Here is a 25,880-nt window from a genome sequence, read left to right as displayed (position 1 = left end):
CTCCTTTTTCCGGTTTGAGTTTTTAAAGCCGTGTCCGCCCGCCCAATGTACCCGGACTGACGATCCGTTATTTTGCGAAATTGCCTGCTTTTGCGCTTTTCGCGGACTGACGATCCTCTATTTTGACTTTACAGCTCCCAAACCCCCACTTTTCCCCTGCATAACGGAACCACTGTCCGCCAACAAGAAAAAACACGGGTTTTCCGTCAAATAGCGTATCCTCTGTCCGCCCGGTAGCGCATCCTCTGTCTGCCCGATAGCCCACCTCTGTCCGCCCGGCCCGCCACCGGAGGAACCGGGGCCGGGACGTCAAACTTGGCTCCGGAAGGAGCCAGCCGGGCTATTCCATCAGCGGCAATACGGACAAATCCTCGGGAATATCCACCAGATACAGGTTGGCATAGCCGTTTTTGTCGCTGGTGAACAAAAGCCGCTTGCCCTTGGCGTCAAAACGCGGATGGGCGTGGACCTTCTGGGAATGGAAGCTGCAGCGCAGCTCGCAGAGGGTTCGGGGGCCTTCGTACACATCGCCTTTTTTGCGCCAGATGGAGAGGGTCTTCACCTCGCCCTTGCCGTCCACCACCGCCTGCCCCAGCCCGTCGGCATAGCCGTGCCAGGTATCGAAGGAGAAGTCCGTTTCCTCCATGCCCGTGTTGTCATAGCGGATATTGCCGAAGAAGTTGGTGCCGTCGGCCCGGAAGCCATGGTACCCTACCGTAACTCCATCGGGGAAAAAGAACTCATGGCCCACCATCTCCAGCGGCTCCAGCCGCTCGCGGATTTTCCAGGCCTGGCCGGTGCGCAGGTCCAGTCCCCAGATGCGGTGGTCCACCAAATGCCAGGGTCCTTCATGGCAGAAGGTCATGAGCCACGGCTCTGTGGTGGAGGCGTTGATATGGGTGATGAAGCTTCTGTCCTCATACACCTGCTCTACCTCGCCGCTATCCGCCTCAATGCGGACAATTCTGCTGTGGGGAGCGGCCTCCATCAATTCCCGGTGGCCCACATAGCCATTGCCCAGGTCCAGCCGGATTTTGGAGGACAGATCCTCCTGCACGCAGGTCAGCACATAGCGGCTGTCGGCGGTGGCGCTGGCATTGCCCAACTGGTAGCCCGCCGGTGCCTCATACAGCAGCTTTTCCTCCAGTGTCTGCAAATCCAGCCGGATCAGACGGCGCTTCAGCTTCACAATGGCCGCCCGCTCATCGGGGAGCAAGCACGCATCCAGGGCGTTGTTGTCCGGGTAATCCGTCAGCTGCGTCATTTCCCCGCTGGCCACATGCAGGCTGAACAGGTTCGTGCTGTTTCCCCTGTCGGAAATGAACAATAGCCGCGCTTCGCCGTCATACCACCCGTTTTCGGTAAAATAAAGATGGTGGCTGTGGGTTTTGTAATCTGTCAGCTGCTTTACCTCTATCCCTGTCAGCCGGTCAACGGCTGTTTTCATTTCACTTGGCCATACGGTTCCCTTGCCCATAATCGGATTCCTCCCGGATATATTCGTTTATTGGTTTTGAGAGTTCGCCCCTACTGTACACCTCTGCCGCCAAGGGGACAATTAGACAAATTTTCCGCGTTTGCACTTTATTGCTCCGGCAGGCCGTCGGACGGGGCAGGCCGGGCTTTCTGCTTCTCCGGAGGCTGGCATGGGCTACATCAAGGGCTTCAGGCCCTCCCACTTCACCGTCCAGCTGCCGTCTTGCGGGAAGCCGGGGTTATGTCCCGGAGCATCGCTCCAGCCGCAGGCCATCATGGCGACGGCCGTCAGCAGGCCGCCGTTGCCGGGCAGATAGGCGGAGAGGCCGGGACGCTGGTAATTGTGGCCGTTGACCAGGTAGGTGTTTTTGACCGCATCCATCAAAAGAAAATCCACCGCCAAATCCCCCTCCCCCAGCCGCGCCGCCGTCATGGCGCACATGGGGAAGTCCCAGCCCCAGGCCGAATCCCACATCCATACCGCCTTCACCTTCAGCAGAGTATTCCGCATCACCCCGCGGTCGACCATGGTCCCGGGAAGAATGCCCAAAGCCCCCAGCATGGAGGGATGATCCCGGTTCTTGGCGGTAAAGGTATCCCCGCAAAGAGCATGGGCCAGATACACCCCGTCCGCCTGGGGAGGAGGAGCCATCGCCGCCGCTACCTCTGCCCACCGCGGGTCCGCAGCCAAGCCCAAACGCTCCGCCCAGCGAATGGCGATCTCCAGCCCGTATTTCCAGTATTCCAGCTCATAGGGCGGGTTCTTGCTGCTGTGCAAGGGATGGCATTCCTGCGCCGGGATCAGCGGAGGCCCCAGCTCGTAAGCTCTAGTCTCCTCATTCAGATGGGCGTAGGAGACCATAAAATCGGCGGAGGCGAATACAAGCTCCCGGAACCGCTCCAGCGTCCCCTCCGACGGGTCCGCTTTATAGATCAGTTCCGCCATGGTCATGGGATGGGGCTGCTGCCAGATCAGCCCCGGAGCCACCGGGGACGGGCAAGGTTTGCCGTCAAAGCCCACCATCTTGGGCCAGCGGGCCCCTTCATACCCTTGAGACTCCGCCAGCTCACGGGCAATGGGGAGCACACGGGTATACCAGTCCATGCTTTTCAGCAGAAGATTCTCCCGGCCCCACAGGGGAAAATGGGCCCCATGCCACCAATGCATCTCCAGATGGGCCTTGCCGAACCAGCTGTTGTACATCAGCCCCGTCTCCTGGGGCGGCAGAGAGCCGCCGCTGTGCAGCGCGCACAGAAACTGGGACAGGACCACCCGGCGCTCCAGCTCGAAGGCCCGGGGATCGGTGCTTCCCGAGAAGTCCACGGCAGCCCCGCTTTGCCAGAAGTCCTCCCAATGGCGGCGGCTTCCGGCTTCAATATCGGCAACGGGGGCCAGGTCCGGCTTAACAGGGCCGAAGGCCGCGGACAGCTCCAGCATCTCCCCGTCCCCTTCCGGCAAAAGCGTCACCTCATGAATCCCGGTCTGCTCCAGCCGGCCTGCATTCCACTCCAGCCTGACCTCGTAGCTGTCCTCATCCATAATCCGGCCGATGCGGGCTTCCGCAGCCCCTTTTTCCAGCAGCAGCGTCGTATGTCTGTCGTCATGCTCCCAATCCAGGTCCACAGCCTTGGCCCAGGCGGTATGGGTCATGTCCGGAGCCGGGAAACGCAGGAAAATATGGAGCCGTCCGGCGGCGACCAACGGCGAGCGTACACGGACCCCGATGTTATCCAACCGGGGATGACAGGCCGTATCCACACTCACCGGAACTCCCTGCACCTTAAACTCGCTATGGAGAATTCCCGTCCACAGGTCCATCCGCTGGCGGATATCCGAGATATCCCCGGGGCAGGCCTCCTCACCGGATTCCAGAAGCAGGCGGAAGGACAAACGGCCCAACTGCAGCCTGTGGGGGTTCTGGCGGAGCCAGTGATACGCCTCCGGCTTATTCCCCGGCTTCATGGGATACCCCACCATCCGTCCGTGGGTATCGAACAGCTGCAGCTCCGCATCCTCTCCCGTAAACCTGCTGCGGCCGCCGGTAAAATGCCAGCCCCAGTTGGATTGGGTGCCCAGCGGCACCTCATAGCTTTCCGGGAAGGTCTGCAGCCCGGTAATATCGGCACTGAAGGCAAATTCCCCATTGCCTACTGTGAACGGGGACAGCGGGTCCCAATTTTTCAATTCCGGCTGATGCCGTTCTACGATCTTGCGTCTGTCCATGGCTCCTCCTTGTGGCCGAAGCCGGAAACGCCCGACCGGAGCTCTACTCCAGCAAGGCGTCCGTCCGGATTCGCATCATATCCCGGTATTTGCCGGGGGTGATGTCTTTGTATTTGCGAAAGCTGCGGATAAAGCTGTTTTCATGCTGGTAGCCCACCTGCTGGGCGATATCGGAAATTTTGCAGTCCGTCTTGAGCAGAAGCTCCGCCGCCCGGTCCATGCGCAATTGGGTCAAATAATTGTAGATGGTTTCGCCGGTTTCCTGCTTGAATATCTGGCTGGCCAGGCTGCCGCTGATCTCGATGGATTCGGCAATCTCGGGAATGCCGATAGGCTCTCCCAGATGCTGCTTCATGTAATCGATCATCCGGTGGCAGAGGATAAAATCCTTGCTGGCAATCAGCCTCTGGAAGCCCTCCGCCATCAGCACGGCCCGGTTGGCCAGTTCACTCTGGATATCCTCCAGCCGCAGCGTATCGAAGCGCTCCAAGCCATGGCCGCCGGACGGGGAATCCTGGGATGCGGGACGCAGTTCCTCAATCCGTTCCGCAGCCTCCTGCAAAAGGGCAGCGGCAGCCGTCGGATACCCGTAGCGGGAACGGATGGAATCCGCCAGCCGGTCCACAGCCGCCGCCGAAGCCTCCGTCTCCCCGGCCTGGATGGCGCGGATCAGCTCCCCCAGAGTCTCCCCGTCGCAGAGGGGCTCCATCACTTCATGCCCGGATACCTCCCGGAAGGGGATAACCTGGCCATAGCCCTGGTACAGCCGGTAGGTCAGGGCGTTTTCGGCCTCCAGCATTCCCTGGCGCAGCCGGGTGACATCCGTCTGGGGGGTGCTGATTCCGGCGGATACGCTGAACTTCAGCAGCCGGGAGGTAACTTCGACCGCCTCCGCCAGAATGCTTTCCGGTTTTGTTTCCGCCTCGGGATGTTTGGGCTGAAGAAGGATGGCGGTTTTGTCAGTGCCGAAGTCGGCGCAGACGATCCGCCACTGGGGTTCGGACAGCTCGGCGGCAATATTGGCCAGGGCGAATTTCAGCAGCGACCGGTCCTCGGCAGGAAAGGTCCGCTCGAATTCCTCATACCGGTCAATGGAGAGGATGGCAACCGTCACCGGAGCCTCCGACCAGTCCTCAAAATAGCGCCCCCATTTTTCCCGGATATCCCGTTTGCCGGTCAAATTGCCCATATAAATGTCGTACAGCAGCTTGGAGGAGGCCTCCGACATGGTTTCCCGGATCAGCTGGGCCAGGTGGGCATGATTGCTCAGGAGCTCCCCGGCCAGCTTTTCCAAATCGATTCCATCGGGATTGCCGTTCCTGCGGCCTTGGCCGCCGTAAGTATTGAATAGTTGCTTGAGCCTGCGCACGGGACGGTAGGCAGCGGCATTGATGCTAAAGATCGTGGCCAGCCCGATGACAATCGCCGCCAGAGAAACCAGGAGCACGGCGTCCCGGACCTTCTTGGACTTGGCCAGCAGACTGTCCTGCTCAATGATGGAGACGAAGCGCCAGCCGGTTTCCGGGGACTCCAGCTGGTTCACCAGAAGCTTGCGCCCCTGGTAGGGCATTTCGTAGGTGCCGTCCACAGATATCTCCCGGATGCCCTCGCGGATGGCCTCCTGGTCCACCTGGTAGTTGGAGGCGGAATACAGCACTTCATCCTGCTGGTTCATAATGTAGCGCATCCGGTTGAGATTGTTCAGGACCGGAGGGGTCAGCCGGGCAAAAAGCTCGTCGCTTTTCAGATTGACGGCGACAATCCCCCTGAACTGCCCCTGGATCATAATCTTGCGGAACAGGGTCATTTCCGAACCCTTGCTCCCGGCCCCTTCGGGCACCTGGCGCTTCTTGATGAGGGTCAGGCGGTCGCCGAATTCATGCTGGACGCTGACCCATTCCGAGTCCACGAAGGTCAGCCTGCTGGAGCTGTAGCCCTGGGGCAGGGCAATGAAGCTCTCCCTGTTCAAATCATATACATAGATGCTTTTCACATACCTGGAATTGCTGATCAGGGTGGACAAAAGCTGGTACAGCTCGGAAATGTTGGTGAACGAATTCTGCACCTCTGCGGTCAAAAACTCATAAATCCGGCTGTTCACCGCCACCTGGACAGCCACCTTGTCGCTCTCCTTGATGGATTCGTCGATCACATTCATATTCATCTGCAGCATCTGCCGCTGGGGCTCGCTGAGCTCCTCCTGGAGCACCGATTTGGAGGTATAGTAGGAGGTAAGGCTGACTGCCAGAATGATGATGAAAACGATTGCGGTCTGCACCAGCACGAGCCGTGCCTGGGAATGGGCGAAGTTGCTTTTCAGCCAATTCGTGAAGGATTGTGTCACGGTTAAGCCCACCTTATATTCAGGATGCTCTTCTCATTATAACGCGGCCGCGCACCCGTGAACACGCTCCTTGGCCTTCGGCCCCCGCAAGGGGAGGCCGGACCGCCCGGCTCACACTGGGCAATCGCATCGGCAAGGCTCTTGCCCCGCCCCAGCCTCACCGGCGGGGAGGCCGGAGGGTGCCAGGGAAGCCTTACCCCCGGCGGCAGGCCTTACTCCCGGCTGCTGCGCAGATGCTCTCTCATCCGCTCCGTCTCGATGCCGGCCAAGAGCACAATGCCGATGCCGTGGGTGTCGTTGAGATTCCAGCCCAGCTCATGCTTGTAGTAAGCATGGGAATGGGACCAGCTGGAGCCCTTGCAAACCCCGTACAGATTGCCTTGCCTGTCGATGGCCCGGCTGCACAAGCCCTGCCAGCCCTTCAGCACCGCCCGGGCATAAGCCTCCGGCTCTGTCAGCCAGCCATGCCGGACACCCAGGGCAAAGCCGTACATGAACATGGAGGTGCAGGAGGATTCCTCGTAGGATTCGTGATCCACAAGCACCTGATGCCACAGCCCGTGACGGCCTTGGAGCCGGAGATACCCTTCCGCCAGCTCCCGGTAGAAGGCCATCACTGCCGGATAATCCCGGTGCCCCGCAGGCAGTACCGCCAGGAGCACCGCCAGGGAGAAGAACACCCAGCCGTTGCCCCTGCCCCACGCCGTACCGGATTGGCGGCCCTCGGACACATTGAACACATGGCTCATGATCTGCCGCTCCGGCATATACAGGTACTTCTTGTACAGCAGAAGCTGTCTGGCGGCTTCATCCACATAGGCCGGGTCGCCGGAAAGCTCCGCATAACGGCACAGGAAGGGAACGCTCATGTACATGTCGTCGCACCACATGGTGTTGCGCATGCTGACGGATACGCCGGCCTTGCGGTACAGCGCTCCGTCCGGCAGCCGGTCCTGCTCCTCCATGATGTAGCGGGCGATATCGTCCGCCGCCTGCTCCACCCCCTTGATCGGCCGGACCCGGGAGGCCAGAATGGACAGAGCTCCGAAGGAGCCGCAATCGTCCAGACTATCCACATGGGAGAGCTGGTTGTTCAATCCGGCAGCCCCGAACCGCTCCCTGTCCCAAAGGGAATAGGCATAGGTGGAGGCGGCAAATTCCACATGCCGGACCGCGTAATCCGCCAGGTCCGGGCGGCGCAGCTGCCTGGATGCCTCCAGAAGGCCAAACAGGGTCACGCCAAGGGGATAATTCCAGCGGCCGAACAGCTCATTCTCCAGGAACGGCCGCACATGGGCGCCGGGTTCGCCGGCCAGCCAGAAGCAAGGGCCGTCCGCGCCGGGAGCCACCGTATCCAGGCCTAGGTACGGGCTAACTCCGCCGGGAACCGCCTCCTGGGCAAACGGGCCCAGATAAAGCCATTGGCCCGCATAGCCGTGAACCCGGCAGGGCTGCGTAAGCTCCGCCTCCGGTGTCAGGAGCCGGAGCGTAAAGCCCCAGCCCTGCTCCCCGCATGTGCTGCGGGCCACCAAGTCTCCGCTGCCGGGAGCCGCCTCCAGCTCCAGGGAAAACCGGCCCGCCTCCCGGGATGTATATACCGCAGCGCCATTCCACTCCAGCTCCAGGGGGCCGCCGGAGGTTCCCGCAAGGGCAATCCGGGCAGGCTGAATCCCCGGATTCACCAGCCTGGTCCAGGCATACGCCGCCAATCCCGGACGCCGCCCGTACAGAAAGTCAAGGGGACAGGGGCTTGCGTCCTGTCCACCGCCAGCCTCCGCCACCCCTGGGGAATCCCGGAGAGCAGGAGCGGCGGCGCGCTGCGGCAGCCACTTCAAACCCGCTTCCGGCCCGGCGGCAGCCGGGATGCGGCTCGGAGGCCGGTCCAGAGGCTCCGTATAGATCCAGCCCTCTTCTCCCTCCCGCTCAAGGGAAGGAGCGAGGAAATGCAGGGGTTTGTTCTTGCGGTTGCCGGTGCCGAATTCGGCTCCTGCGCCTCCGGCGCTGTTTTTGCCCAGCTCCAGCACAAAATGGTTCCAGCCCTTCACCAGGTTCACCTTCAGCTTGAGCGGCTGCAGGCCGGCGGATTCCTCCTCGGACGAGGAGCCGAAGCGCCGCTCTGCGTTGTGGTACAACCGCACCGGGCCAAAGGGACGAAGGTGGAGGATAAACTCCTCGGGCTCTCCGCACCACAGTTTGGCCCAGGCATACACAAGCTGGCCCTCCCGCATGGAAGGGAACATCTCCTCCAGCGGAAATCCGTACATGTGATTGGGCAGCTTGCGGATGGGGGATTTCCGCGTCACACGATAGACGGGACCATGGGGCGGATTGGCCCCGATATAACGCTGGGCCATGGTCTCCAGCACATGGGGGATGTCGGTGCCTGCGCTTTGCGCCGCCATACTCTCCCGGGCATCGAAGTATGGGTTCATTTTCCGGCCGCTCCTTCCCCCGCCGCGCTTAACGCCGGTTCTGGAGATGAGCTGCCGCCCAGCACCTCTTCAATGGTAATGGGGCGGTGCTCCTTTACGGAACGCCATACGGCCTCCCCGGTGGCAACGGAATAAGCGCCGTCCTCCGCCCCGGACAAAATGCGGTACGGGCGGTTCAGATCCTCGCCCAGGAACAAATCCTCGATCAGGAGCGGGTCGCCGCCGCCGTGGCCGCCTTCCCGGTGCACCACATGGATGGTTTCCTTGGAGCCGAACAGCGGGAAATAATCGATGGTCTGCACCGGCGTCGGAAACGGCGTCCTGGCAGGCATATGGTATTCCACCGTTTCCAGGCGGCCCTTGGTGCCGTTGATGGCCAGCCGGTAGCCCTCATACGGCAGGGAGAAGTTGACGGAATAGCTGAGCAGGGCGCCTCCGTTATAACGGATAGCGGCTGTATAGGTGTCTTCAATCTGGATGTCCGAATCGAAGATGCAGCGGTCGGGACGGTATTCGGAAAAGGGGAAGACGTTTTTGACCGCTTCCAGGGAGCCGAGATGGTCGTCCGGGACGCGGATATTCTTGCTGCGGGAATTCCAGCGGGAGTAATAACCGCACTGGTCGGTATAGTCGCAGATGCCGCAGAACCGCCCATCCTCCTTCTTGGGATTGGCCTCCCCCTCCGCGCCGTAGTAGTTCAGCGCCCCGTACGCGAACACCTCCACCGGCTTCTGGCCCAACCACCAGTTCACCAGGTCAAAATGGTGGGTGCTCTTGTGCACGGACAGTCCGCCGGACAGCTCCCGCTGCCGGTTCCAGCGCTTGAAGTAGCTGGAGCCGTGGAAGGTGTCCAGATACCAGTTGAGGTCCACGGAGGTGATCCGGCCCAGCCTGCCGCCGGCCACAATCTCTTTAATCTTCGTATGGACAGGCCCGTAGCGGTAGTTGAAGGTTACCGTCACCTTGCCCTTGCTGGCCTTCTCCGCCTCCATCACCCGGCGGCAATCCTCGCCGGTGGTCACCATGGGCTTCTCTGTAATCACATCCAGATCCCGCTCCAGCGCGGCAATGATGTACCGGGCATGGGTATCGTCCCGGCCTGCGACAATGATGCAATCCGGGCGGGTTTCGTCCACCATCCTGTCGAATTCCGCTTCCCCGTAGGTATTGATATCCGCATGTTCGGGAAACCGGCTTCGGTAGGTCTCAAACCGCATGGGGTCCACATCCAAAAGCCCCACAATTTCGCAGGTTCCGGCGAAGGTGCTCCAGATAGGCTTGGCGAACATGCCCAAAGCCCGGCCGCTGACGCCGCAGATGGCGTATCTTTTTTTCATGACATTGCCCATTCCTTTCCTCATATTGGAAAATATGTGTTATTTCTTTACTTTGGCATACCATTCCTGAACCCGCTTGGTGACGGTGTCGCCGCCGGCCTTCTTCCACCGGTCCACAAATTCATCGAATTTCTCCATGGGCCATTCCCCGATGACAATCTTGGTGAGATATTCCTGGAACAGCTTGTGGGACTGAATGTCCGGGAAGCCTTCGTATACGGTATTGGGCAGTCCGTCTCCGGCAATGCGGCGGGCATCCGCGGTGCTCACCACAAAAACATCGGACACCATCTTCTGCATGCTTTCCGGAATGGTCTCCTTGATCCGGATGTCCATATCCTCCTTGGTGGTCAGGTTGCGCATGCCCAGAGCCAAGGGACGGCTGTCCTCTGCCGGGAGCAATACCTTCTTGCCGTCCACAACCTGATGCTGCAAGCCCTCTATGCCAAAACGGGTAAATTCGGCGTTATTGGTGTCATAGAAGAAGTCCAGCAGCTTCAGCGATGCCTCTGCCTTGTCTTTGGCCGAGGTGGGGATGATCCATTCCGGCTCCCCCATGCTCTTCTGGGTTACATACCCCTGGAAGCCTTCCGCCTTGGGCAAAGGCATACCCACCACATAGGCGTTGGGGGCCCCCTTCTGCATGGCGGTGTAGCGGTCGCGGAGGTTGGCGGGAAGATGGTACCAGCTGCCTACCAGATTGTTGTTGATTTTGGCCTGCCACACATCCCCCTTGTTCAGGAAGGTCTCGTTGTCCAGCAGCTTCTCCGCATACAGCTCGCGGATAAATCCGATGGCGGCCTTCATGTTGGACGTAACGCCGGCATACTGGATTTGGCCATTGTACTCATCCCACTCCGGGTTTCCTTCCCACATGGCCACGCCGTACATGGCGAACAGATGATCCATCCACTTGCCGTATTCCCTGCCCGAGGTAGGCAGCTCATCCTGCTTCCCGTTGCCGTTGGGGTCCTTGTCCCGGAAGGCCTTCAGCACTTCCTTGTATTCCGCTGTCGTCTTCGGCAGCGGCAGACCTACCTTGTCCAGCCAGTCCTTGCGGATCATCGGCGCCCGTTCGGGCACCAGGAATACCTTGGGCACATAATAAATTTTGCCGTCCGATGAAGCGGAGCGGACAACATCCCACGCCTCCTTGGGGATGTTCTTCCATACGTTGGGCGCATATTTGGGCAAAAGCTCATCCAGCGCAAGGGCGCCACCCTGCTTGATCAGAGTCTGCTCGATGCCTCCAATGGGGCGCAGAATATCCGGCATGTCCGCGGAAGCGATCATCAGGTTCAGATATTCCGTAGGTTCGGAGCCCGGCGGGGTGGTCATCAGCTGGTACTGCACCCCTGTTTTCTCCTCCACATATTTCACATGGGGATTGTTGGCGTCGGGGATGGTGCCTACGCCCATGTGGCTCTTAAAGACCTTGACCTGCACGCTTTTGCCGCTTTGGGCCGCCGCGCCCGCATCCTCGGACGCCTTTTCCTTGCCTGCGCATCCGGCCAGCGCCGTTACTGCCAAGAGCGAAGCCAAGCCGGTCAGCTGCACGGTTTTGCCAAACCAACATTTTGTCATGTATAAATCCTCCCTTTTTCAAATGAACCTGCTTTGGGGAATGTATATCAAGCCGTATCCGGCCTAATATCGGTGCTGCGGGCCGCCGCCGGGCAAACCCTACTCCTTCAGGGAACCCAGCATGGTGCCTTTGACGAAATATTTTTGCAAATACGGATACACCAGAATAATCGGTACGGTGGCGAATAAAATCGTAGCCGCTTTCAAGGTAGTGGTGTTGAAATCATAGTCGCCCGCCAGCAGGTTGGCGGAAGCCAGCTCCTCCGGCGAGGTCAGATAAGCCCGGAGCTTCATCTGGAGCGGCCATTTGTCCGGGTCCCGGATAAACAGCACCGCCCGCTGGAAGGTGTTCCAGTACCCCACCGCATAGAACAGGCTGACCGTAGCCAGCACCGGTTTGGACAACGGCAGATAGATGCGGAACAGGATGCCGGCGTCGGTGCAGCCGTCCATCCGCGCGGAATCGTCCAGCTCGCCGGGAATGCCCATGAAGAAGGTGCGGATAATGATCATGTTGAAGGTGCTGATGAGCCCCGGCAGGAGCAGGGCCCACAGGGAGTTCATCAAGCCCATTTCGCGGATCACCAGGAAAAAAGGGATCATCGGCGCATTGAAAATCATGGTGATGATGATGCCGAACATAATGTGCTTGCGGACCAGAAACTCCTTGCGGGAGAGAGGATACGCCATAATGACCGAAAACAGCATGCTCAGAAGGGTCCCCAGCACAGTAATATAAATGGTTACGCCGAAGGAGGTCCACAGTCCCCCGTTGTGGAGAATCCGCCCCCAGGATGCGGTGGTGAATTCCACCGGAAACAGGAACACCTTTTTGGAATCGGCGGCAATGGGAGAGCTGAAGGACACGGCCAGCAGGTTCAGCAGCGGGAACAGCATGGTGGCCGATGCCAAGGCCAGAAACAGATAGTTGAACGACTGAAAGATTTTTTCTCCGCTTGTTTGCTTCATCACCATAACCCCTGTTCTGTTTTTCGGGCCAGCCGGTTGAAGATCCACAGGAGGGCAAACCCGATGACCGATTGGAATAAGCCGATGGCTGTTGTAACGCTGTATTGGCCTTGCAGAACCCCTGCCCGGTACACGTAGGTTTCAATGATGTCGCCTACCGCATAGGTCATGGGCGTCAGCAGATTGTAGACTTGATCGAAGCCCAGCTCCAGGAAATTGCCGATATTCAGCAGGAACAGGGTCAATATGGTGGGGAACATGGTAGGCAGTGTAATATGAATCGTCTGCTTCCAGCGGTTGGCGCCGTCCATCACGGCTGCCTCATAGAGGTTCGGATTAATGCCGGTAATCGCCGCCAAATAGATAATGGTTCCCCAGCCTACCTCCTTCCAGATGCCGGACAGCACCACGATGGGGCGGAAGAAACGCTCCTGCTGCATGAAGAGAATCGAATCCAAGCCCATCCATCCCCGGAACATGTTGACCACGCCTTTGTTGGAAAGCAGTTCGAACACGATGCCCCCAACCACCACCCAGGACAGGAAATGGGGCAGGTAAAACAGGCTCTGCATCACCCGTTTGGCCAGCATGTGCCGGACTTCATTGAACAGCACCGCCAGAATAATGGGAGCGGGGAAGCCGAAGAGCAGCTTGTAGAAAGCGATTACAGCCGTGTTCCGCAGCACGTTGTAAAAATCCTGATACGTGAAGAGAAAGGTGAAGTTGTCGAAGCCGATCCACGGGCTGCCAAAAATCCCTTTCATAATCTGATAGTTCTGGAAGGCGATCATGCTGCCCCCCAGGGGCACATATTTGAAGATGATAAAATACAGCACGCCGGGCAGCGCCATCAAATAGAGCATCCAATGCTTCCGCATATTGGTGAAGTAGCGGTTTTCACGGGATTTGGTTTTGACGGCGGCTGATTGCGGGGCGTTCTGCTCCATTCCGCTGTAGACTTGTGCCACTGCCGCGAACCTCCTTTGCTTTATGTAGCGTCATCTTACCTGCTGCGGCATCCTGGGGACAATAGTGCATTCCTCGCCTGAATGAGCCAAAACGTGATTTGGCAGATAAGAGCGGAGGCAGCGGGATTGGTTGGTCGGGTACATGGGGGGAGACGGCTGGCTGGCGGGGCAGGTGCGGTATGCAGGGGCTGGAGCGGATGGCGGGGCAGGTGCGGTATGCGGGGGCTGGAGCGGATGGCGGGGCAGGTGCGGTATGCGGGGGCTGGAGCGGATGGCGGGCGGAACCGGTGGGGGAATGGGATTGGCGCATCTGTATGCCTCCGGCTTCGCAACAGCTTCCGCACGGACAGCGCCATGAGCAAATGGAGAATCAGTTGATGCGATGGAGGATCGGTTGATTCTATGGAGGGCGCGTCTCTTCGCGGGAAAAAGGAATCCGGCCGGGTTGGCTCCCGCGGACTCACGATCCGTTAAATCAGAAAAAGCGGGGGATTCCATGCCTTCTGAAGCCAAATAACGGATTCTCTGTCCGCCCAACTGTGTCGAGGATAATCGTCGGTCAGGCTCCTTTGCAACCAACCTGCGTTTGTCAGGAAGCCGGGTCGCTTCCCATCCGCTTCCCACAGTCGCAGGATAATTGCATTAGGCCAAGGCAGAGGGAGCGCAAAACCGGAGTCTCGTATCCGGGTTTTCGTATCCGGGGTCTCATCTCCAGATTTTGTGCGCGTCAGAAGGACAAAACCCGCCCGAGTGTCCGCTGGAAAGTGGACATTGCGGCTATAGAGGCCGCTCCGGAGTATATGTCCATATATAGGGGTTGAGCAGCGCCCGTTTCCCGTATATTGTGTTTGATGTGCAAAGTAGGGGAGGAGAGAGCTATTCTGCTCATGTCCACCTTATGAAAGACAAAATTCACAAAACGTCTACTGTGAAGAGACAAAACCGCAGCATAACCCCGTTAGAAACCTATAGGGGCATGTGTTGGACAACTATACGTATCGTAAACACTATATGCCGACCGACGGGTCACCGGAAAGGGCCTGGCTTTACACCGTACACCCGTTCCCCACCGTTGCCTGCTCCCCGCCGCTGCCTAATTTCCTCCCTATTTTCGCCGCATCAGGGAGATAACGGTTTCTTCGTTCCCTTCATTTCCCCAAACTCCCGTCCCCCCATAAGAGTCGCTCCGTTCCGCAACCGCAGCCTACCGCCTGTTCCCCCCGCCTGCAACCAGGACAATTCCCAAAGCGCCGACTTATGAAACGGCCCCTTTCCCCAGCGATTATATCCTTTCTGATCTGTAAAAAAAAACCGCGCGGCACTCCACCGCACGGCTTCTCTATAGCAGCGGATTATTCCGCCGCGCTGAACATGGACTCCTTCTCCTGGTGGAGCTTGACGCTCATGACCAGTCCAAGGGACAGCATGTTGATCAACAGGGATGTTCCCCCGTAGCTGACAAAAGGCAGCGTGATTCCCGTTAAAGGCATCAGTCCCAGGAACATGCCGATGTTCTGGAAAACCTGGAACACGTACATGGAGACGATGCCCACAATCATGTACGAGCCTGCCAGATTGGTAGACTGGATGGAGATCAGGATCATCCGGTAAATCAATATGAAATACAGCAGCAGGAGCGCCGAGGACCCGATAAATCCGAATTCCTCGGCCACCACCACGAAGATGCCATCGGTATACGCCACGGGCACAAAATTGTTGTGCACCGAATTGCCCTTTAAGTATCCGTCTCCCCGCAGACCGCCGGAGCCGATGGCAATCTTCGAGCGCAGATACTGGTAGCCGCTTTTGGCCGGGTCCACGTTGTCGGGATCGATAAAGGTATCGATCCGGTCCACCCAGTGGTCGTATTTGGTGCCCGCCATTTTGACAATATCCTCATGGTAGGTCTTGAAGGTATAAACAAAACCGCCCACCAAGGCCACCACCAAGGCGGTGCCGATGAGCACATGGGTATATTTAACGTTGCTGATCCAGTACATGCCCAGGAGAATCACCAGGAAAATCATGGCGTTGCCCAAGTCAGGCTGGACCAGCACCAGCATAAACGGCACAAACACAATAAGCCCGATGGGGACCACATCCCGGATAAATTCCAGGCGCTCTCCTTTTTTGCGGGCGGCATATGCGGCGATGGCGATAATCAGGAGCACCTTCATTAATTCCGCGGGCTGGAAGTCGCCGATGACCGGAAGGGTAAACCACCCTACTGCTCCCTCCCGTTCGGTTCCCCATACAAAAAGCGCAGCCAAGAGCAGCACGCCGGTAATATATCCGTAAGGCGCCGCTTTGATCAGCAGCCGGAAATCCACCAGCGATACGGTGAAGAATACCACAAAGCCGATGATGGCATTAACCGGGATTCTCTTCCAGAAATCTGGTCCGTACTTCGTGTCCACTGTAGCGCTGTATACGAGAAAGCAACTGATAACCACAAACAAAACCAGCAGAAATACAATAAACCAGTCATAACGCTTTAATTTGGACAGCATGCTCGGTCAACCCACTCCGAAGAATTTTTTCATCTTGCCGAAGAGGCCGGCCTTGTCGTCCAACTGCAGAAGCGGCACCGTATCGCCCAGAATGCGCCGGGCAATGTTCCGGTAGGCGATGGCCGCTTTGGAGGCAGGATTCATTACCGTCGGCTCTCCGACATTGGCGGCTTTGATCACATGCTCGTCGTCGGGGACGATGCCCAGAAGATCGATGGCCAGCACCTGGCACACCTCGTCAATGTCCAGCATGTCGCCCTTCTTCATCATGTTGGGGCGAATCCGGTTGATTACCAGCTTGGGCGAACGGATGCCGTCATGCTCCAGAAGCCCGATAATCCGGTCTGCATCCCGCACGGCCGCATTCTCCGGAGTGGTGACTACAATCGCCTTGTCGGCTCCGGCTACGGCATTCTTGTATCCCTGCTCGATGCCCGCGGGACAATCGATGATGACAAATTCAAATTCCTGCTTCAGCTCCAGAACAATCTTGCGGACAGCATCGGGCGTTACGGCATTCTTGTCCTTGGTCTGGGCGGCGGGAAGCAGATACAGCTCGGCAAACCGCTTGTCCTTGATCAGCGCCTGATTCAGCCTGCAGCGGCCGTCGGCCACATCCACCAGGTCATAGATGATGCGGTTCTCCAAACCCATTACCACATCCAGATTGCGAAGGCCGATATCCGTATCCACCATGCAGACTTTTTTGCCCTGCAGGGCAAGCGCGGTGCCGATGTTGGCGGAGGTGGTGGTTTTGCCGACGCCTCCCTTACCGGATGTAATCACGATTGCGTCCCCCATGTGAACACGCTCCTTTGGTCACATACCCCCTTAGCCTTTATGGGCGAATCCGGGACATATGCTGCACTTTATCGATTTCCATAACTCCGTTGTTGATATAAGCAAACTCCATATACGTGTCGCCGATGGCCCACTCGTCAGGCGGACGGCTAATAATCTGCGCAATGCGCAGTTGGGTCGGCTTCATGTGGGAGGCGGTAATGATCGCCTTTTCATTGCCTTGCGTGCCGGCGTGGGCCATTCCCCGCAGGGAGCCCATGACATAGATATCACCCGTGGCAGACACCGTTCCGCCGGGGTTCACATCGCCGATCAGAAGCAGGTTGCCTTCCATATGAAGTATCTGTCCGGAGCGGACGATGCTTTTGACCAGATGAATAGGCGCTTCCGCCTTCTCCTCGGGTTTGTCGTTCTCCGACTCGATGGACTGAATCAGGAGGTTGCCGCGGGTGCCGATAATCTCCCGGATCTTCTCCTTCTCCTCCTCCGAGACGGTTCGTTTGCCCAGCTTGACGAACACATGAATAAGCGGGCCGGTAAGGATATGTTGATGTGTTTTTTCCAGCTTGGTGGTCAAATCCCCGATTACCGATTCAAACGGACAACTGTCATCGAGGAGAAACAGCAAGCCGTCCTTGACGCCTTTGATCCTGACCGGATGTTTGACTGCCGCCATGCTTTTCCCTCCTGAACATACTCTTTCTGTCCGCACGCCCTGATTTCCTGCCGCCCTCAAGAATTTTAATCCTCTTTGGGCTTCTGGGAGACCATATCCTCCAGCCATTTGCGCAGGGGAACATAAATAAGCAGCGCAAACAAGAGATTAATCAGGACGCTGGGCAGCATGATGTGGAAGAACATCCACTGCGGCGTATCCTTGGTCACTTGGAACAACCGGTACAGACTATAGAGAATGCCTTCAAATAAAAAATTGCCCATGGTGATGATGAACATGCTGAACAGAATATTGGGCCGTGATCGGGAGGAGGCCAATCCGCAGACATAGCCGATAACCCCCATGGAAAAGGAATAGGCGCCGATCATGGTCGGGCCGTAATAGACAATGTCATGCAGGAGGCCGAAGCCAAGCCCGTAAAACAGGGAAAGATGCCGGTTATAATACAGCCCGATAAACATGATGACAACCAGTGTAAAATGGGTGGACACGGCAACATTGCCCTGCCACACGGAAGGAATGATCCACTTGAGCACAGTCCCTTCCAACAAGAACAATACCATCACCAGCGCAAACAGGAGTCCCTTGCTTCTCGACATCACTCTACCTCAGGCACTTTCACAACCAGAACCTCGCGCAGATGGCGGAAGTCCGTCGCCTTGGGCTTGACGGTGGCCACATAGTTGATGCCGAAATCGCCGACCCGCTTCTCGGAAACTTCCCCGATGACCAGTCCTTTGGGAAAAATCTGCCCCAGCCCGGAGGTAACCACAATGTCGCCAGGCTCCACATTCCTCTCGCTTCTCTGGTCAATCCGGCTCATAATCAGACCCTGCTCCTCGTTGCTGTAATAATCGATGGTGCCGAACACCTTGTCTTCCTTGCCCAGAACCGTCGCCGAAATTCCTTTCTCCAGCTGGCGTTCAGCCGAACCTACGGACTCCGTATTCATGTCCACCAGAAGCTGGACGCTGGAGGTGAAGTTGGAAACGCGGGAAACCCGCCCGATCAGCCCTTCAACGGACATCACCGCCATATTTTCCTTGATGCCGTCCAGGGAGCCCAAATTGATATTCACCGTATTGCTGTACGGATCGGGGCTTACGGAAACCACTTCCGCCACCATGTATTGGTAGTTATCGGCATTCTTCTGGCGTTCGGTGAACCCGAGAATCTCCTGAAGATGCTTGTTCTGCGCCTCCAGCATGTTCAGCCGCATGGTATCTTGGGCGTATTGGGCCAATTTTTTTTTCAGCTGCTTGTTCTCTTGGTAGGTATTCTTAAGGTCCTCTATATCCTGAAAGAAACCCGCTGCATAACGAGCGGGCTTGTAGAGCCAACCTTGGGTCCAGACAACCGTATCCTTAATTACCCGTTCCGGCCAGGTCAATTCCGAGCGTCTGCTCAAGGTGAGCCCCATCAGCGCGATAAAGACCATCAAAGCCAGGAGCAGCGTGAGCAGCTTTTTGTTCCCCAGCAATCGAAACACTTGTTACACCCTCATTCTGAAAATTCCCCGCAAAGTGCAGCTTGGACTTCTGCTTCTAAGCCGATGCCGATTGCTTTGCGGGGACCCCATAAAATCAAAATCTACTTCCCTTTGTGATAACGGGCAAAATGGGTTCATGGACGGCGATCCGCAACATCGACGTTCCGGCGGCGTATTTTATCGTCTGCCCCTGTAGGCCGGACCGGATTTGGACTTGAACAAATGGATGTTATCCAACGCCCGTCCGGTTCCGATGGCCACACAATCCAGCGGATTATCCGCCACCAGCACCGGCATGCCGGTTTCCCGGGCCAGCAGCTTATCCAGGTTGCGCAGCAGACCGCCGCCTCCGGTGAGCACAATCCCCCGGTCCATAATATCCGCCGCCAGCTCAGGCGGGCATTTCTCCAGAGTCACCTTGACGGCCTCGACAATGCTGTTCACCGTATCGGACAACGCATCGGCTATTTCCAGAGAGGTGACGGCAATGGTCTTGGGCAAGCCGCTGACCAAATCCCGGCCGCGGATCTCCAGAGATTCCGCCTGGTCTCCCGGCAGGGCCGAGCCGATATCCAGCTTCATCTGCTCCGCGGTCCGCTCGCCGATGGCCAGATTGTAGGTGCGTTTGATGTACTGGATAATGGCATCATCCATCTCATCGCCGGCAATCCGGATGGAACGGGAGGTAACAATCCCGCCCAAGGAAATAACCGCTACCTCTGTAGTGCCGCCGCCGATGTCCACCACCATGCTGCCGGTGGGCTCCCATACGGGAAGGTCGGCTCCGATGGCCGCGGCGAAGGGCTCCTCAATGGTGTACGCCTCCCGGGCCCCGGCCTGCTTGGTGGCATCCTCTACGGCGCGCTTCTCCACGGCGGTAATGCCCGAGGGCACACAAACCATTACATTGGGGTGGCGTTGAAACAGCACCCGCTGCTTCTGGGCCTGACGGATGAAATATTTGATCATGGTGGACGTGGTTTCAAAATCGGCAATGACCCCGTCCTTCATGGGACGCATTGCCCGGATATTGCCGGGGGTACGGCCGATCATCATTTTGGCGGAGTTGCCCACCGCCACAATAGCCTTATTGTTTGTATCGGTACGCTGGGCCACAACGGAGGGCTCCCGGACGACGATTCCTTTTCCTTTCACATACACAAGGGTGTTGGCTGTTCCCAAATCAATTCCCAAATCTCTTGTAAAGCCGCCAAACATGGCACGCTCTCCCTTCACTGGCCTTTATTAGGTTTCATCCATGCCGTTCTTTGCTGATGTGCTTCTGCGTTTTCCGAGGCTGGCGTATGAATCAAACCGCGCCCGTCTTGCAGTGGTACATAAAAAAGACGGGCAAAACGCTTCTCCGGTTGACCATAAGCCGCCGGCCTCTCATGAAACCTTTCGTATCCACCCGACCGTTAGGGTCCGTGCGGAGGTGAAAACCGTCCAACCGCCAAGCGCGAATGGCTTCTATATCTGCTCCCCGGCAAGCCCGCTTCTTCATTTCCAGCGGTCCCCCGGTTCAGGAAAATTTGATATTCAAATTTTATTATATAAAAAAGTCAATGACCGATGCAATTCGGTGATGCGGGTTCGTCCTTAGAGGTAGACTTTTATGCCGAATCAGGCAGTAGCTCGTGAAGCCCATTCACCCTGATTGCGGTAAAAAAGTCAACGCCGATGCAATTCGACGATGCGGGTTCGTCCCTAGAGGTAGACTTTTATGCCGAATCAAGCAGTAGACGATAACGGAACTCAGCGACGCCTATTGGCTTAAAACCGGCTTATTTCTGCATTAGCGGAACTCAAAAGCTCTTAGTGGGGCGTTTGGTCGCTATTCGTGGCCATTCGTGAGGAAATTCAGGCTTTAACAGCCTCTCTGTTCCGTTAATTTGGAAAACATCCAAAATTCCGCTTATAAGCGTCATTTAGTTCCGTTAGCCAACCGGTGACGTACGGGTAAAGCGCCTAGCACGCATCATTACGCAGGGAGTGAGGTGGTCCACCCCATGCTGCGGCGGACTTCGACTCGATCACATCAATCCCCGCTCCCTCATGCTGATAAAAGTTCCGTCGCCGATAACCAGATGATCCAGCACATCAATCCCGATAATCTCCCCGGCCTCCATCAGCCGCTGGGTGAGCTCAATATCCTCATGGCTCGGCGTAGGGTCGCCGCTGGGATGGTTGTGGGCGCACAGAATGGAAGCGCTGCTCCGCTGAATGGCAGAGCGAAACACCTCCCGGGGATGAACCACCGTCGCATTCAGGCTCCCCATCGAAATAGTCTCGCGGCCGATCACATGATTCTTCGTGTTCAGGAACAAGCATACAAAATGCTCCTTGTCCAAATACCGCAAATCCTCCATCAAGAGCTCCGCGGCATCGCCTGGGCTGCGGATGGTACAACGCTCCTCCGGCGCCGAGCGGGACAATCTTCTGCCCAGCTCCACTCCCGCCTGAATCTGCATAGCCTTGGCAGGGCCGACGCCCTTCAGAGCCGTCAGCTGCTCAATGCGCATTTCGTTGAGTCCCTTCAGGCTTCCCGCTTCCCGGAGCACCCGTTCGGCCAGCCGGACCACCGACTCCGCCACCGTTCCTGTCCGCAGCAAGATTGCCAACAGCTCCGCATTGCTTAACGCATGTGCCCCATGATGAAGCATCCGCTCCCGCGGCCGTTCGCCCGCAGGCGTATCGCGCAGAATCATATCAAAAGAACCCATTGTCCCACTCCTCCAATACAAAATAGGGACACGGGTTCTTCCCGATGCCGCATGACATACACATGCAGAATTATTATAGCATGTTTTTGGCAGCAAAAACCGCGTCTTCCAAAAAAGAAGGGAACCTTTGGCAAACTCCCTAACCCGAGGATGCTTCCCGTCCTCTCCCCCGCACCTTCTACTTGCCGCCCACCCGCTGCATGATGCTGGACAACAAATGATCCATCGCCGCCACCGGATGATACAGCATAATACGCGGGCCGGAATAGCGCATGACCGTCCTGATCCGCACCCGCATTTCCTTATTATAGCAATGAATAGGGCAATGCTTGCAGAATTTTTTGTCCTCCCCAAACCGGCAATGATCCAGCCGCTTGCAGGCATATTCCAGCAACTCCGCACATTCGGTACAAAGCTGTTCCCGGCCATGGCCGCTGCCCCGGCAGTAGATGGCAATCATTTTATGTACAATCTCTTTTTCCTTGGCAATTTTGGTTTTGGGCATGTGAAATAAACCTTTCCTACACTATGATAGATTACAGCCGGTGAACTACAGCCATTTTATCACCTCTCGGTGCAGTACAAAATACGGAACCGTAAATCCGGCTTCAAATTCTTTTTATTCTCCGCACATCCAGCCGCCCCCAACCGTTAAGCATTGTGAAAGGAGGGTATCCGGTGCCGGCCGACATCAGGGAACAGTATGACAAAATTTATCGCTATTGCTATTACAAGGTCGGCAACGCCGCTTTGGCGGAGGATCTGACCCAGGACACCTTTCTCAAGTATTTCGCCCACAACGCTTACTTGGAACGCGGCAAGCAGATGGCCTATCTATATACCATCGCGCGGAATGTATGCATAGATGCCTTCCGGCGCAGGAAGCCGGAGCCATTGACGGAAGAGCTGCCCGATGCCCGTTCCATGGATCAGCTGGAGCTGAAAATCACAGTCCGCCAGGCCTTGGACGCGCTGCCGGAGCAGGAGCGGGAGCTGATGTTTTTACGGTATGCAAACGGGCTGTCCGTAGGAGAAACCGCGTCTGTCCTGGGCATGTCCCGTTTTGCCGTATACCGCAGGACCAGTGCCGCCCTGGCTGCTCTGAAAAACTTGCTCCACGAGGAGGATTTTTATGAATAGGCAATGGAAAAAGGTGCTGCGGGATGCTTTTGAAGCGCCGGAGCCTGCAGATAAAGAGCGATTTCTGCGGACTCTCCGTTATCCCAAAATCACCTTCCGGGCATTTTTCCTCAGCCAGCTGGGCTATATCCGCAAGCAGGTTTGGGCGTTTGCCCTTCTGACCGTTCTATTGGGCTGGTTTGTTTCCTTTTCCGCCCCTGCCGCCAGTCATTGGAGGACAGAGGCGGAGGCGCTCTGGATTATTTCCGCCGTTCTGCCGCTGATGGCGCTCTTAACCACCACGGAGCTATTCCGCTCGGCCTTTCACCGGATGGCAGAAGTGGAAATGGGCTGCCGCTTCAGCCTGCCGCAGATTATCCTGGCCCGGGCGGCGATTCTGGGCGTTGCCAACTTTGTACTATTGACATTACTCCTTGCCTTTGTGAATCATGTGACGCCCATTGGCTTGGTGCGAACGGCTCTGTATCTGCTGGTACCCTACCTTATGACCTGCGGAATTTGCTTCTGGATATTAAACCGGTGGCATGGCCGGGATAGCATCCCGGCCTGTGCGGCAGCCGCCTGCATCATCAGCCTGGCGGATGCCATCTTCAGCAATACAGTGCAGTTGCTTTATGCAGAGACCAATCTTATTTACTGGGCAGGGTTGTTCGCTGCCAGTATCCTTTTGGTCACCCGTCAACTCACGCATGTGCTTAAACAAACGGAGGAGAGAACATGGAGCTCATTCTTGACCGAATAACCAGACACTATGGCAGCAAAATCGCCTGCGACCGCATTTCCCTTGCGCTCAAGCCCGGCGTATACGGTTTATTAGGCGCCAACGGTGCAGGCAAAACCACATTGATGCGCATGATGTGCGGCGTCCTGTCTCCCACCTCGGGCACCATCACCTATGGCGGAACCGATGTCAGCCATGAGGATTACCGCGATGCGCTGGGGTATCTGCCCCAGGACTTCGGGTATTACCCGGAGTTCACTGCTCTGGATTTCCTGCTCTACATTGCAACCCTGAAGGGCTTGCCGAAAACACGGGCTAAGGAAAAAGCGCGGGAGCTGCTGAAACTGGTTGCCTTGGAGCAGGAGGCTAAAAAGAAAATCAAAACCTTTTCCGGCGGTATGAAGCAGCGGTTAGGGATTGCCCAGGCGTTGTTAAACGATCCGCGCATTCTGGTTCTCGACGAGCCTACGGCCGGTCTTGATCCCAAGGAGCGGGTGCGTTTCCGCAATCTGATTTCCCGGCTGGGCAAAGACCGGATTGTGCTGCTGTCCACTCATATTGTTTCCGACGTGGAGCATATTGCAGATACCATCCTCCTGATGAAAAACGGCCAGATCATCCATCAAGGCGGATTGGCGGAGATCGTCCTGCCCATACAGGGCAAGGTGTGGGAATGCGTCGTTTCTCAAGAAGAGGCGGATGCGCTGTGCAGCAAACATCCTGTCATTAATCTGCGCCAGGAAACCAACGGCATCCTGCTGCGGCTGGTCTGTGAAGTCAAACCTTGGGCTTCAGCTATGCCCGCCCAGGCGGCGCTGGAGGATCTGTATCTTTATTATTTCAGTGAGGTGACGGCGGAATGAACCCCTTTTGGCGGATAGTCGGTTTTGAATACAGGAAAATGTTCCATAAAAAAAGCATGATCCTCGGCCTCGTATTGGCCTTCATTTTATCCCTGATTAACGGCTGGGGTATCCTTATCGGCAATTATTACATAAACGGGGAGGTGTTTGAATCCCACTATGATGCCATGATCAAGGACCGGGCCTATGCCCGCTCTCTGGCGGGACGCCCTGTCAACACGGAGCTGATCCTCGCCGCCTCCCAAGCCTACGCGCAAATTCCCGGGAGCGCCCAGTACCAAAATACCGAAGCTTACCAGACTTTCGCGCGTCCCTACAGCGAAATCTACTCGCTTACCCGCACTATTTACAATACCGAGTCCCGGCGCTTTAATATGGAGGACTTTCAGAAGCTGACCGATAAGCAAGCCGGGGATTTCTACTCTATCCGCGAAGAAAGAATGGTTCAGGTGGTGGAGCAAACCCGGATGAGTGAAAAAGCCAAAAAAGAGGTGCTGGCCCTGGACAACCGGGTGCAGACCCCCTTCATCTATTCCTACATCGACGGGTACACCCGGTTTTTCACGATGATGTACATCACCGGTCTGATTGCCGCCTTCTTCACTGCCGTTTGCATGGCGCCGTTATTCTCCGGAGAATATGCCTGCAGAGCCGACCAGCTGATCTTGACCTCCAAACACGGGAAAGGACAGCTCATCGGGGCCAAGCTGTTTACAGGCTTTACTGCGGCAAGCGGCCTGGCCATAACATTCACCCTGATCTCCTATCTGCAATGTATGCTCACCTTTGGCTTTGACGGAGGGAACACTCCCTTGCAGCTTTATATGCCCATGTGCTCTTACCCGCTGACCATGGGACAAACGGCCGTGCTGCTGTCTGCCAGCGTCCTCTGCGCCTGCCTGTTCACCGCTGCGGTCACCATGCTGTTATCTGCCCGGTTCAGAAGCCCCTTCGCTGTTATTGTTCTGGCCGGTTTACTGCTCTTGGCGCCCATGTTTGTCACTGTCTCCGAAGCCAACACCCTGCTGTACAATCTGGTCCGTCTGCTGCCCACAAACATGATGGTCTTCAAGAATGTCACCTCCATGATCCAATACGAGCTGCCGGGACTGGTTCTGCGTCCCTATGTATTCTTGCCCCTGTTCGGGGTACTCGCCAGTGTCCTGCTGATACCGCGGACGTTCCGCTCCTTCCGGAACCATCAGATCACATAGACGCGTTGTGACAAAAATTCCCTAAAAAACTGATTATTCCGTGCGCTTTCAGCCAAGTATGTCACCATCATTTCAATCTACGCACTCCATATGGAGTGCGACAGCAAAAACAGCTACAATCAATTCAAAATGAAGATAGTTTGCACGAAGATATCTATAACGCATACAAAAAAAGATAGCATAGATATTGACATCTTTTAGAGTTAATCTTTTTCATTTAATTCGACAACATCTGGGGTGCGAAGGAGCCGAGGTTTTTATGGGAACTTGGCATCCGCACCTGTCGCCATTCTTTTGAATTTTGAAATCCATTGTGAACTCTTGGGGCCAAATTTCAACCAGGAAAAGGCCTTCCCTAAGAACTGCGGAAGCCCTTCTCAATACATGCTCCAGACGATATGGTACCCGC

Annotated in this window: 21 protein-coding genes; 5 read left to right on the top strand and 16 right to left on the bottom strand. The window is 56.8% G+C overall.

Going from position 1 to position 25,880, the window contains the following annotated elements:
* Positions 1–340 precede the first annotated feature (340 nt).
* The 8 genes from DQG13_RS12620 to DQG13_RS12585 all read right to left on the bottom strand — a co-directional run bounded on the left by DQG13_RS12620 (position 341) and on the right by DQG13_RS12585 (position 13,244).
* Entirely contained in the window at positions 341–1,477 is a 1,137-nt protein-coding gene (locus DQG13_RS12620; RefSeq protein WP_113020124.1) for an oligogalacturonate lyase family protein, read from the bottom strand.
* Positions 1,478–1,651: 174 nt separating this feature from the next.
* On the bottom strand, positions 1,652–3,700 hold the full coding sequence (locus DQG13_RS12615; RefSeq protein WP_113020123.1) for a glycoside hydrolase family 65: 2,049 nt from the start codon (positions 3,698–3,700) through the stop codon (positions 1,652–1,654).
* Between the two features lie 43 nt (positions 3,701–3,743).
* Positions 3,744–6,044 carry a helix-turn-helix domain-containing protein gene (locus tag DQG13_RS12610; protein ID WP_113020122.1) on the bottom strand — a complete coding sequence of 767 codons (2,301 nt, stop codon included), beginning with the start codon at positions 6,042–6,044 and terminating at the stop codon, positions 3,744–3,746.
* A 212-nt stretch (positions 6,045–6,256) separates the two neighbouring features.
* Positions 6,257–8,476: a glycoside hydrolase family 88/105 protein gene (locus tag DQG13_RS12605; RefSeq protein WP_113020121.1), complete on the bottom strand. Its 2,220-nt coding sequence runs from the start codon at positions 8,474–8,476 to the stop codon at positions 6,257–6,259.
* Positions 8,473–9,813, bottom strand: a complete 1,341-nt coding sequence (locus DQG13_RS12600) for a Gfo/Idh/MocA family protein (protein ID WP_113020202.1) — start codon at positions 9,811–9,813, stop codon at positions 8,473–8,475. Before DQG13_RS12600 ends, DQG13_RS12605 begins: the two co-directional genes overlap by 4 nt.
* A gap of 39 nt (positions 9,814–9,852) precedes the next feature.
* Positions 9,853–11,397: an extracellular solute-binding protein gene (locus DQG13_RS12595; protein ID WP_113020120.1), complete on the bottom strand. Its 1,545-nt coding sequence runs from the start codon at positions 11,395–11,397 to the stop codon at positions 9,853–9,855.
* A 99-nt stretch (positions 11,398–11,496) separates the two neighbouring features.
* A complete protein-coding gene (locus DQG13_RS12590; RefSeq protein ID WP_113020119.1) occupies positions 11,497–12,366 on the bottom strand; it encodes a carbohydrate ABC transporter permease in 870 nt (289 codons plus the stop codon).
* Positions 12,366–13,244 (bottom strand): ABC transporter permease, encoded by an 879-nt coding sequence (locus DQG13_RS12585; protein ID WP_258525660.1) that lies wholly within the window; start codon positions 13,242–13,244, stop codon positions 12,366–12,368. Before DQG13_RS12585 ends, DQG13_RS12590 begins: the two co-directional genes overlap by 1 nt.
* Before the next feature lie 220 nt (positions 13,245–13,464).
* Here DQG13_RS12585 and DQG13_RS12580 point away from each other — a divergent pair, with 220 nt between their 5' ends.
* Complete coding sequence (locus DQG13_RS12580; protein ID WP_146767146.1) at positions 13,465–13,692, top strand: hypothetical protein; 228 nt, start codon at positions 13,465–13,467, stop codon at positions 13,690–13,692.
* 994 nt (positions 13,693–14,686) lie between these two features.
* On the opposite strand, the gene DQG13_RS12575 is transcribed toward DQG13_RS12580, so the two are convergent.
* From DQG13_RS12575 to DQG13_RS12535, 8 genes are all read right to left on the bottom strand, one after another.
* Positions 14,687–15,844, bottom strand: coding sequence for an FtsW/RodA/SpoVE family cell cycle protein (locus tag DQG13_RS12575; RefSeq protein ID WP_113020117.1), 1,158 nt, complete (start codon positions 15,842–15,844; stop codon positions 14,687–14,689).
* Between the two features lie 6 nt (positions 15,845–15,850).
* A complete protein-coding gene (gene minD / locus DQG13_RS12570; RefSeq protein ID WP_113020116.1) occupies positions 15,851–16,645 on the bottom strand; it encodes a septum site-determining protein MinD in 795 nt (264 codons plus the stop codon).
* Positions 16,646–16,682: 37 nt separating this feature from the next.
* Positions 16,683–17,321: a septum site-determining protein MinC gene (gene minC / locus DQG13_RS12565; RefSeq protein ID WP_113020115.1), complete on the bottom strand. Its 639-nt coding sequence runs from the start codon at positions 17,319–17,321 to the stop codon at positions 16,683–16,685.
* Positions 17,322–17,386: 65 nt separating this feature from the next.
* Positions 17,387–17,920 (bottom strand): rod shape-determining protein MreD, encoded by a 534-nt coding sequence (mreD, locus tag DQG13_RS12560; RefSeq protein WP_113020114.1) that lies wholly within the window; start codon positions 17,918–17,920, stop codon positions 17,387–17,389.
* Positions 17,920–18,810, bottom strand: a complete 891-nt coding sequence (mreC, locus tag DQG13_RS12555) for a rod shape-determining protein MreC (RefSeq protein WP_113020113.1) — start codon at positions 18,808–18,810, stop codon at positions 17,920–17,922. Before mreC ends, mreD begins: the two co-directional genes overlap by 1 nt.
* A 177-nt stretch (positions 18,811–18,987) precedes the next feature.
* Positions 18,988–20,028 (bottom strand): rod shape-determining protein, encoded by a 1,041-nt coding sequence (locus tag DQG13_RS12550; protein ID WP_113020112.1) that lies wholly within the window; start codon positions 20,026–20,028, stop codon positions 18,988–18,990.
* Positions 20,029–20,843: 815 nt separating this feature from the next.
* Positions 20,844–21,533 carry a RadC family protein gene (gene radC, locus DQG13_RS12540; RefSeq protein ID WP_113020110.1) on the bottom strand — a complete coding sequence of 230 codons (690 nt, stop codon included), beginning with the start codon at positions 21,531–21,533 and terminating at the stop codon, positions 20,844–20,846.
* A gap of 178 nt (positions 21,534–21,711) precedes the next feature.
* A complete protein-coding gene (locus DQG13_RS12535; protein WP_113020109.1) occupies positions 21,712–22,038 on the bottom strand; it encodes a nitrous oxide-stimulated promoter family protein in 327 nt (108 codons plus the stop codon).
* Positions 22,039–22,211: 173 nt separating this feature from the next.
* Here DQG13_RS12535 and DQG13_RS12530 point away from each other — a divergent pair, with 173 nt between their 5' ends.
* From DQG13_RS12530 to DQG13_RS12515, 4 genes are read left to right on the top strand one after another with little or no spacing between them, the layout of a single operon-like run.
* Positions 22,212–22,673: an RNA polymerase sigma factor gene (locus tag DQG13_RS12530; protein ID WP_113020108.1), complete on the top strand. Its 462-nt coding sequence runs from the start codon at positions 22,212–22,214 to the stop codon at positions 22,671–22,673.
* Positions 22,666–23,415: a hypothetical protein gene (locus DQG13_RS12525; protein ID WP_113020107.1), complete on the top strand. Its 750-nt coding sequence runs from the start codon at positions 22,666–22,668 to the stop codon at positions 23,413–23,415. The genes DQG13_RS12530 and DQG13_RS12525 overlap by 8 nt, the downstream gene beginning before the upstream one ends.
* On the top strand, positions 23,391–24,257 hold the full coding sequence (locus tag DQG13_RS12520; protein WP_113020106.1) for an ABC transporter ATP-binding protein: 867 nt from the start codon (positions 23,391–23,393) through the stop codon (positions 24,255–24,257). Before DQG13_RS12525 ends, DQG13_RS12520 begins: the two co-directional genes overlap by 25 nt.
* On the top strand, positions 24,254–25,471 hold the full coding sequence (locus DQG13_RS12515) for an ABC transporter permease (RefSeq protein ID WP_113020105.1): 1,218 nt from the start codon (positions 24,254–24,256) through the stop codon (positions 25,469–25,471). Before DQG13_RS12520 ends, DQG13_RS12515 begins: the two co-directional genes overlap by 4 nt.
* Positions 25,472–25,880: the final 409 nt, after the last annotated feature.

Source organism: Paenibacillus sp. YN15 (assembly GCF_003285005.1).
Taxonomy (GTDB): Bacteria; Bacillota; Bacilli; order Paenibacillales; family NBRC-103111; genus Paenibacillus_AR.
Note: the sequence above shows the minus strand (reverse complement) of the source record. Positions and strands in the feature narration are given on the sequence as shown.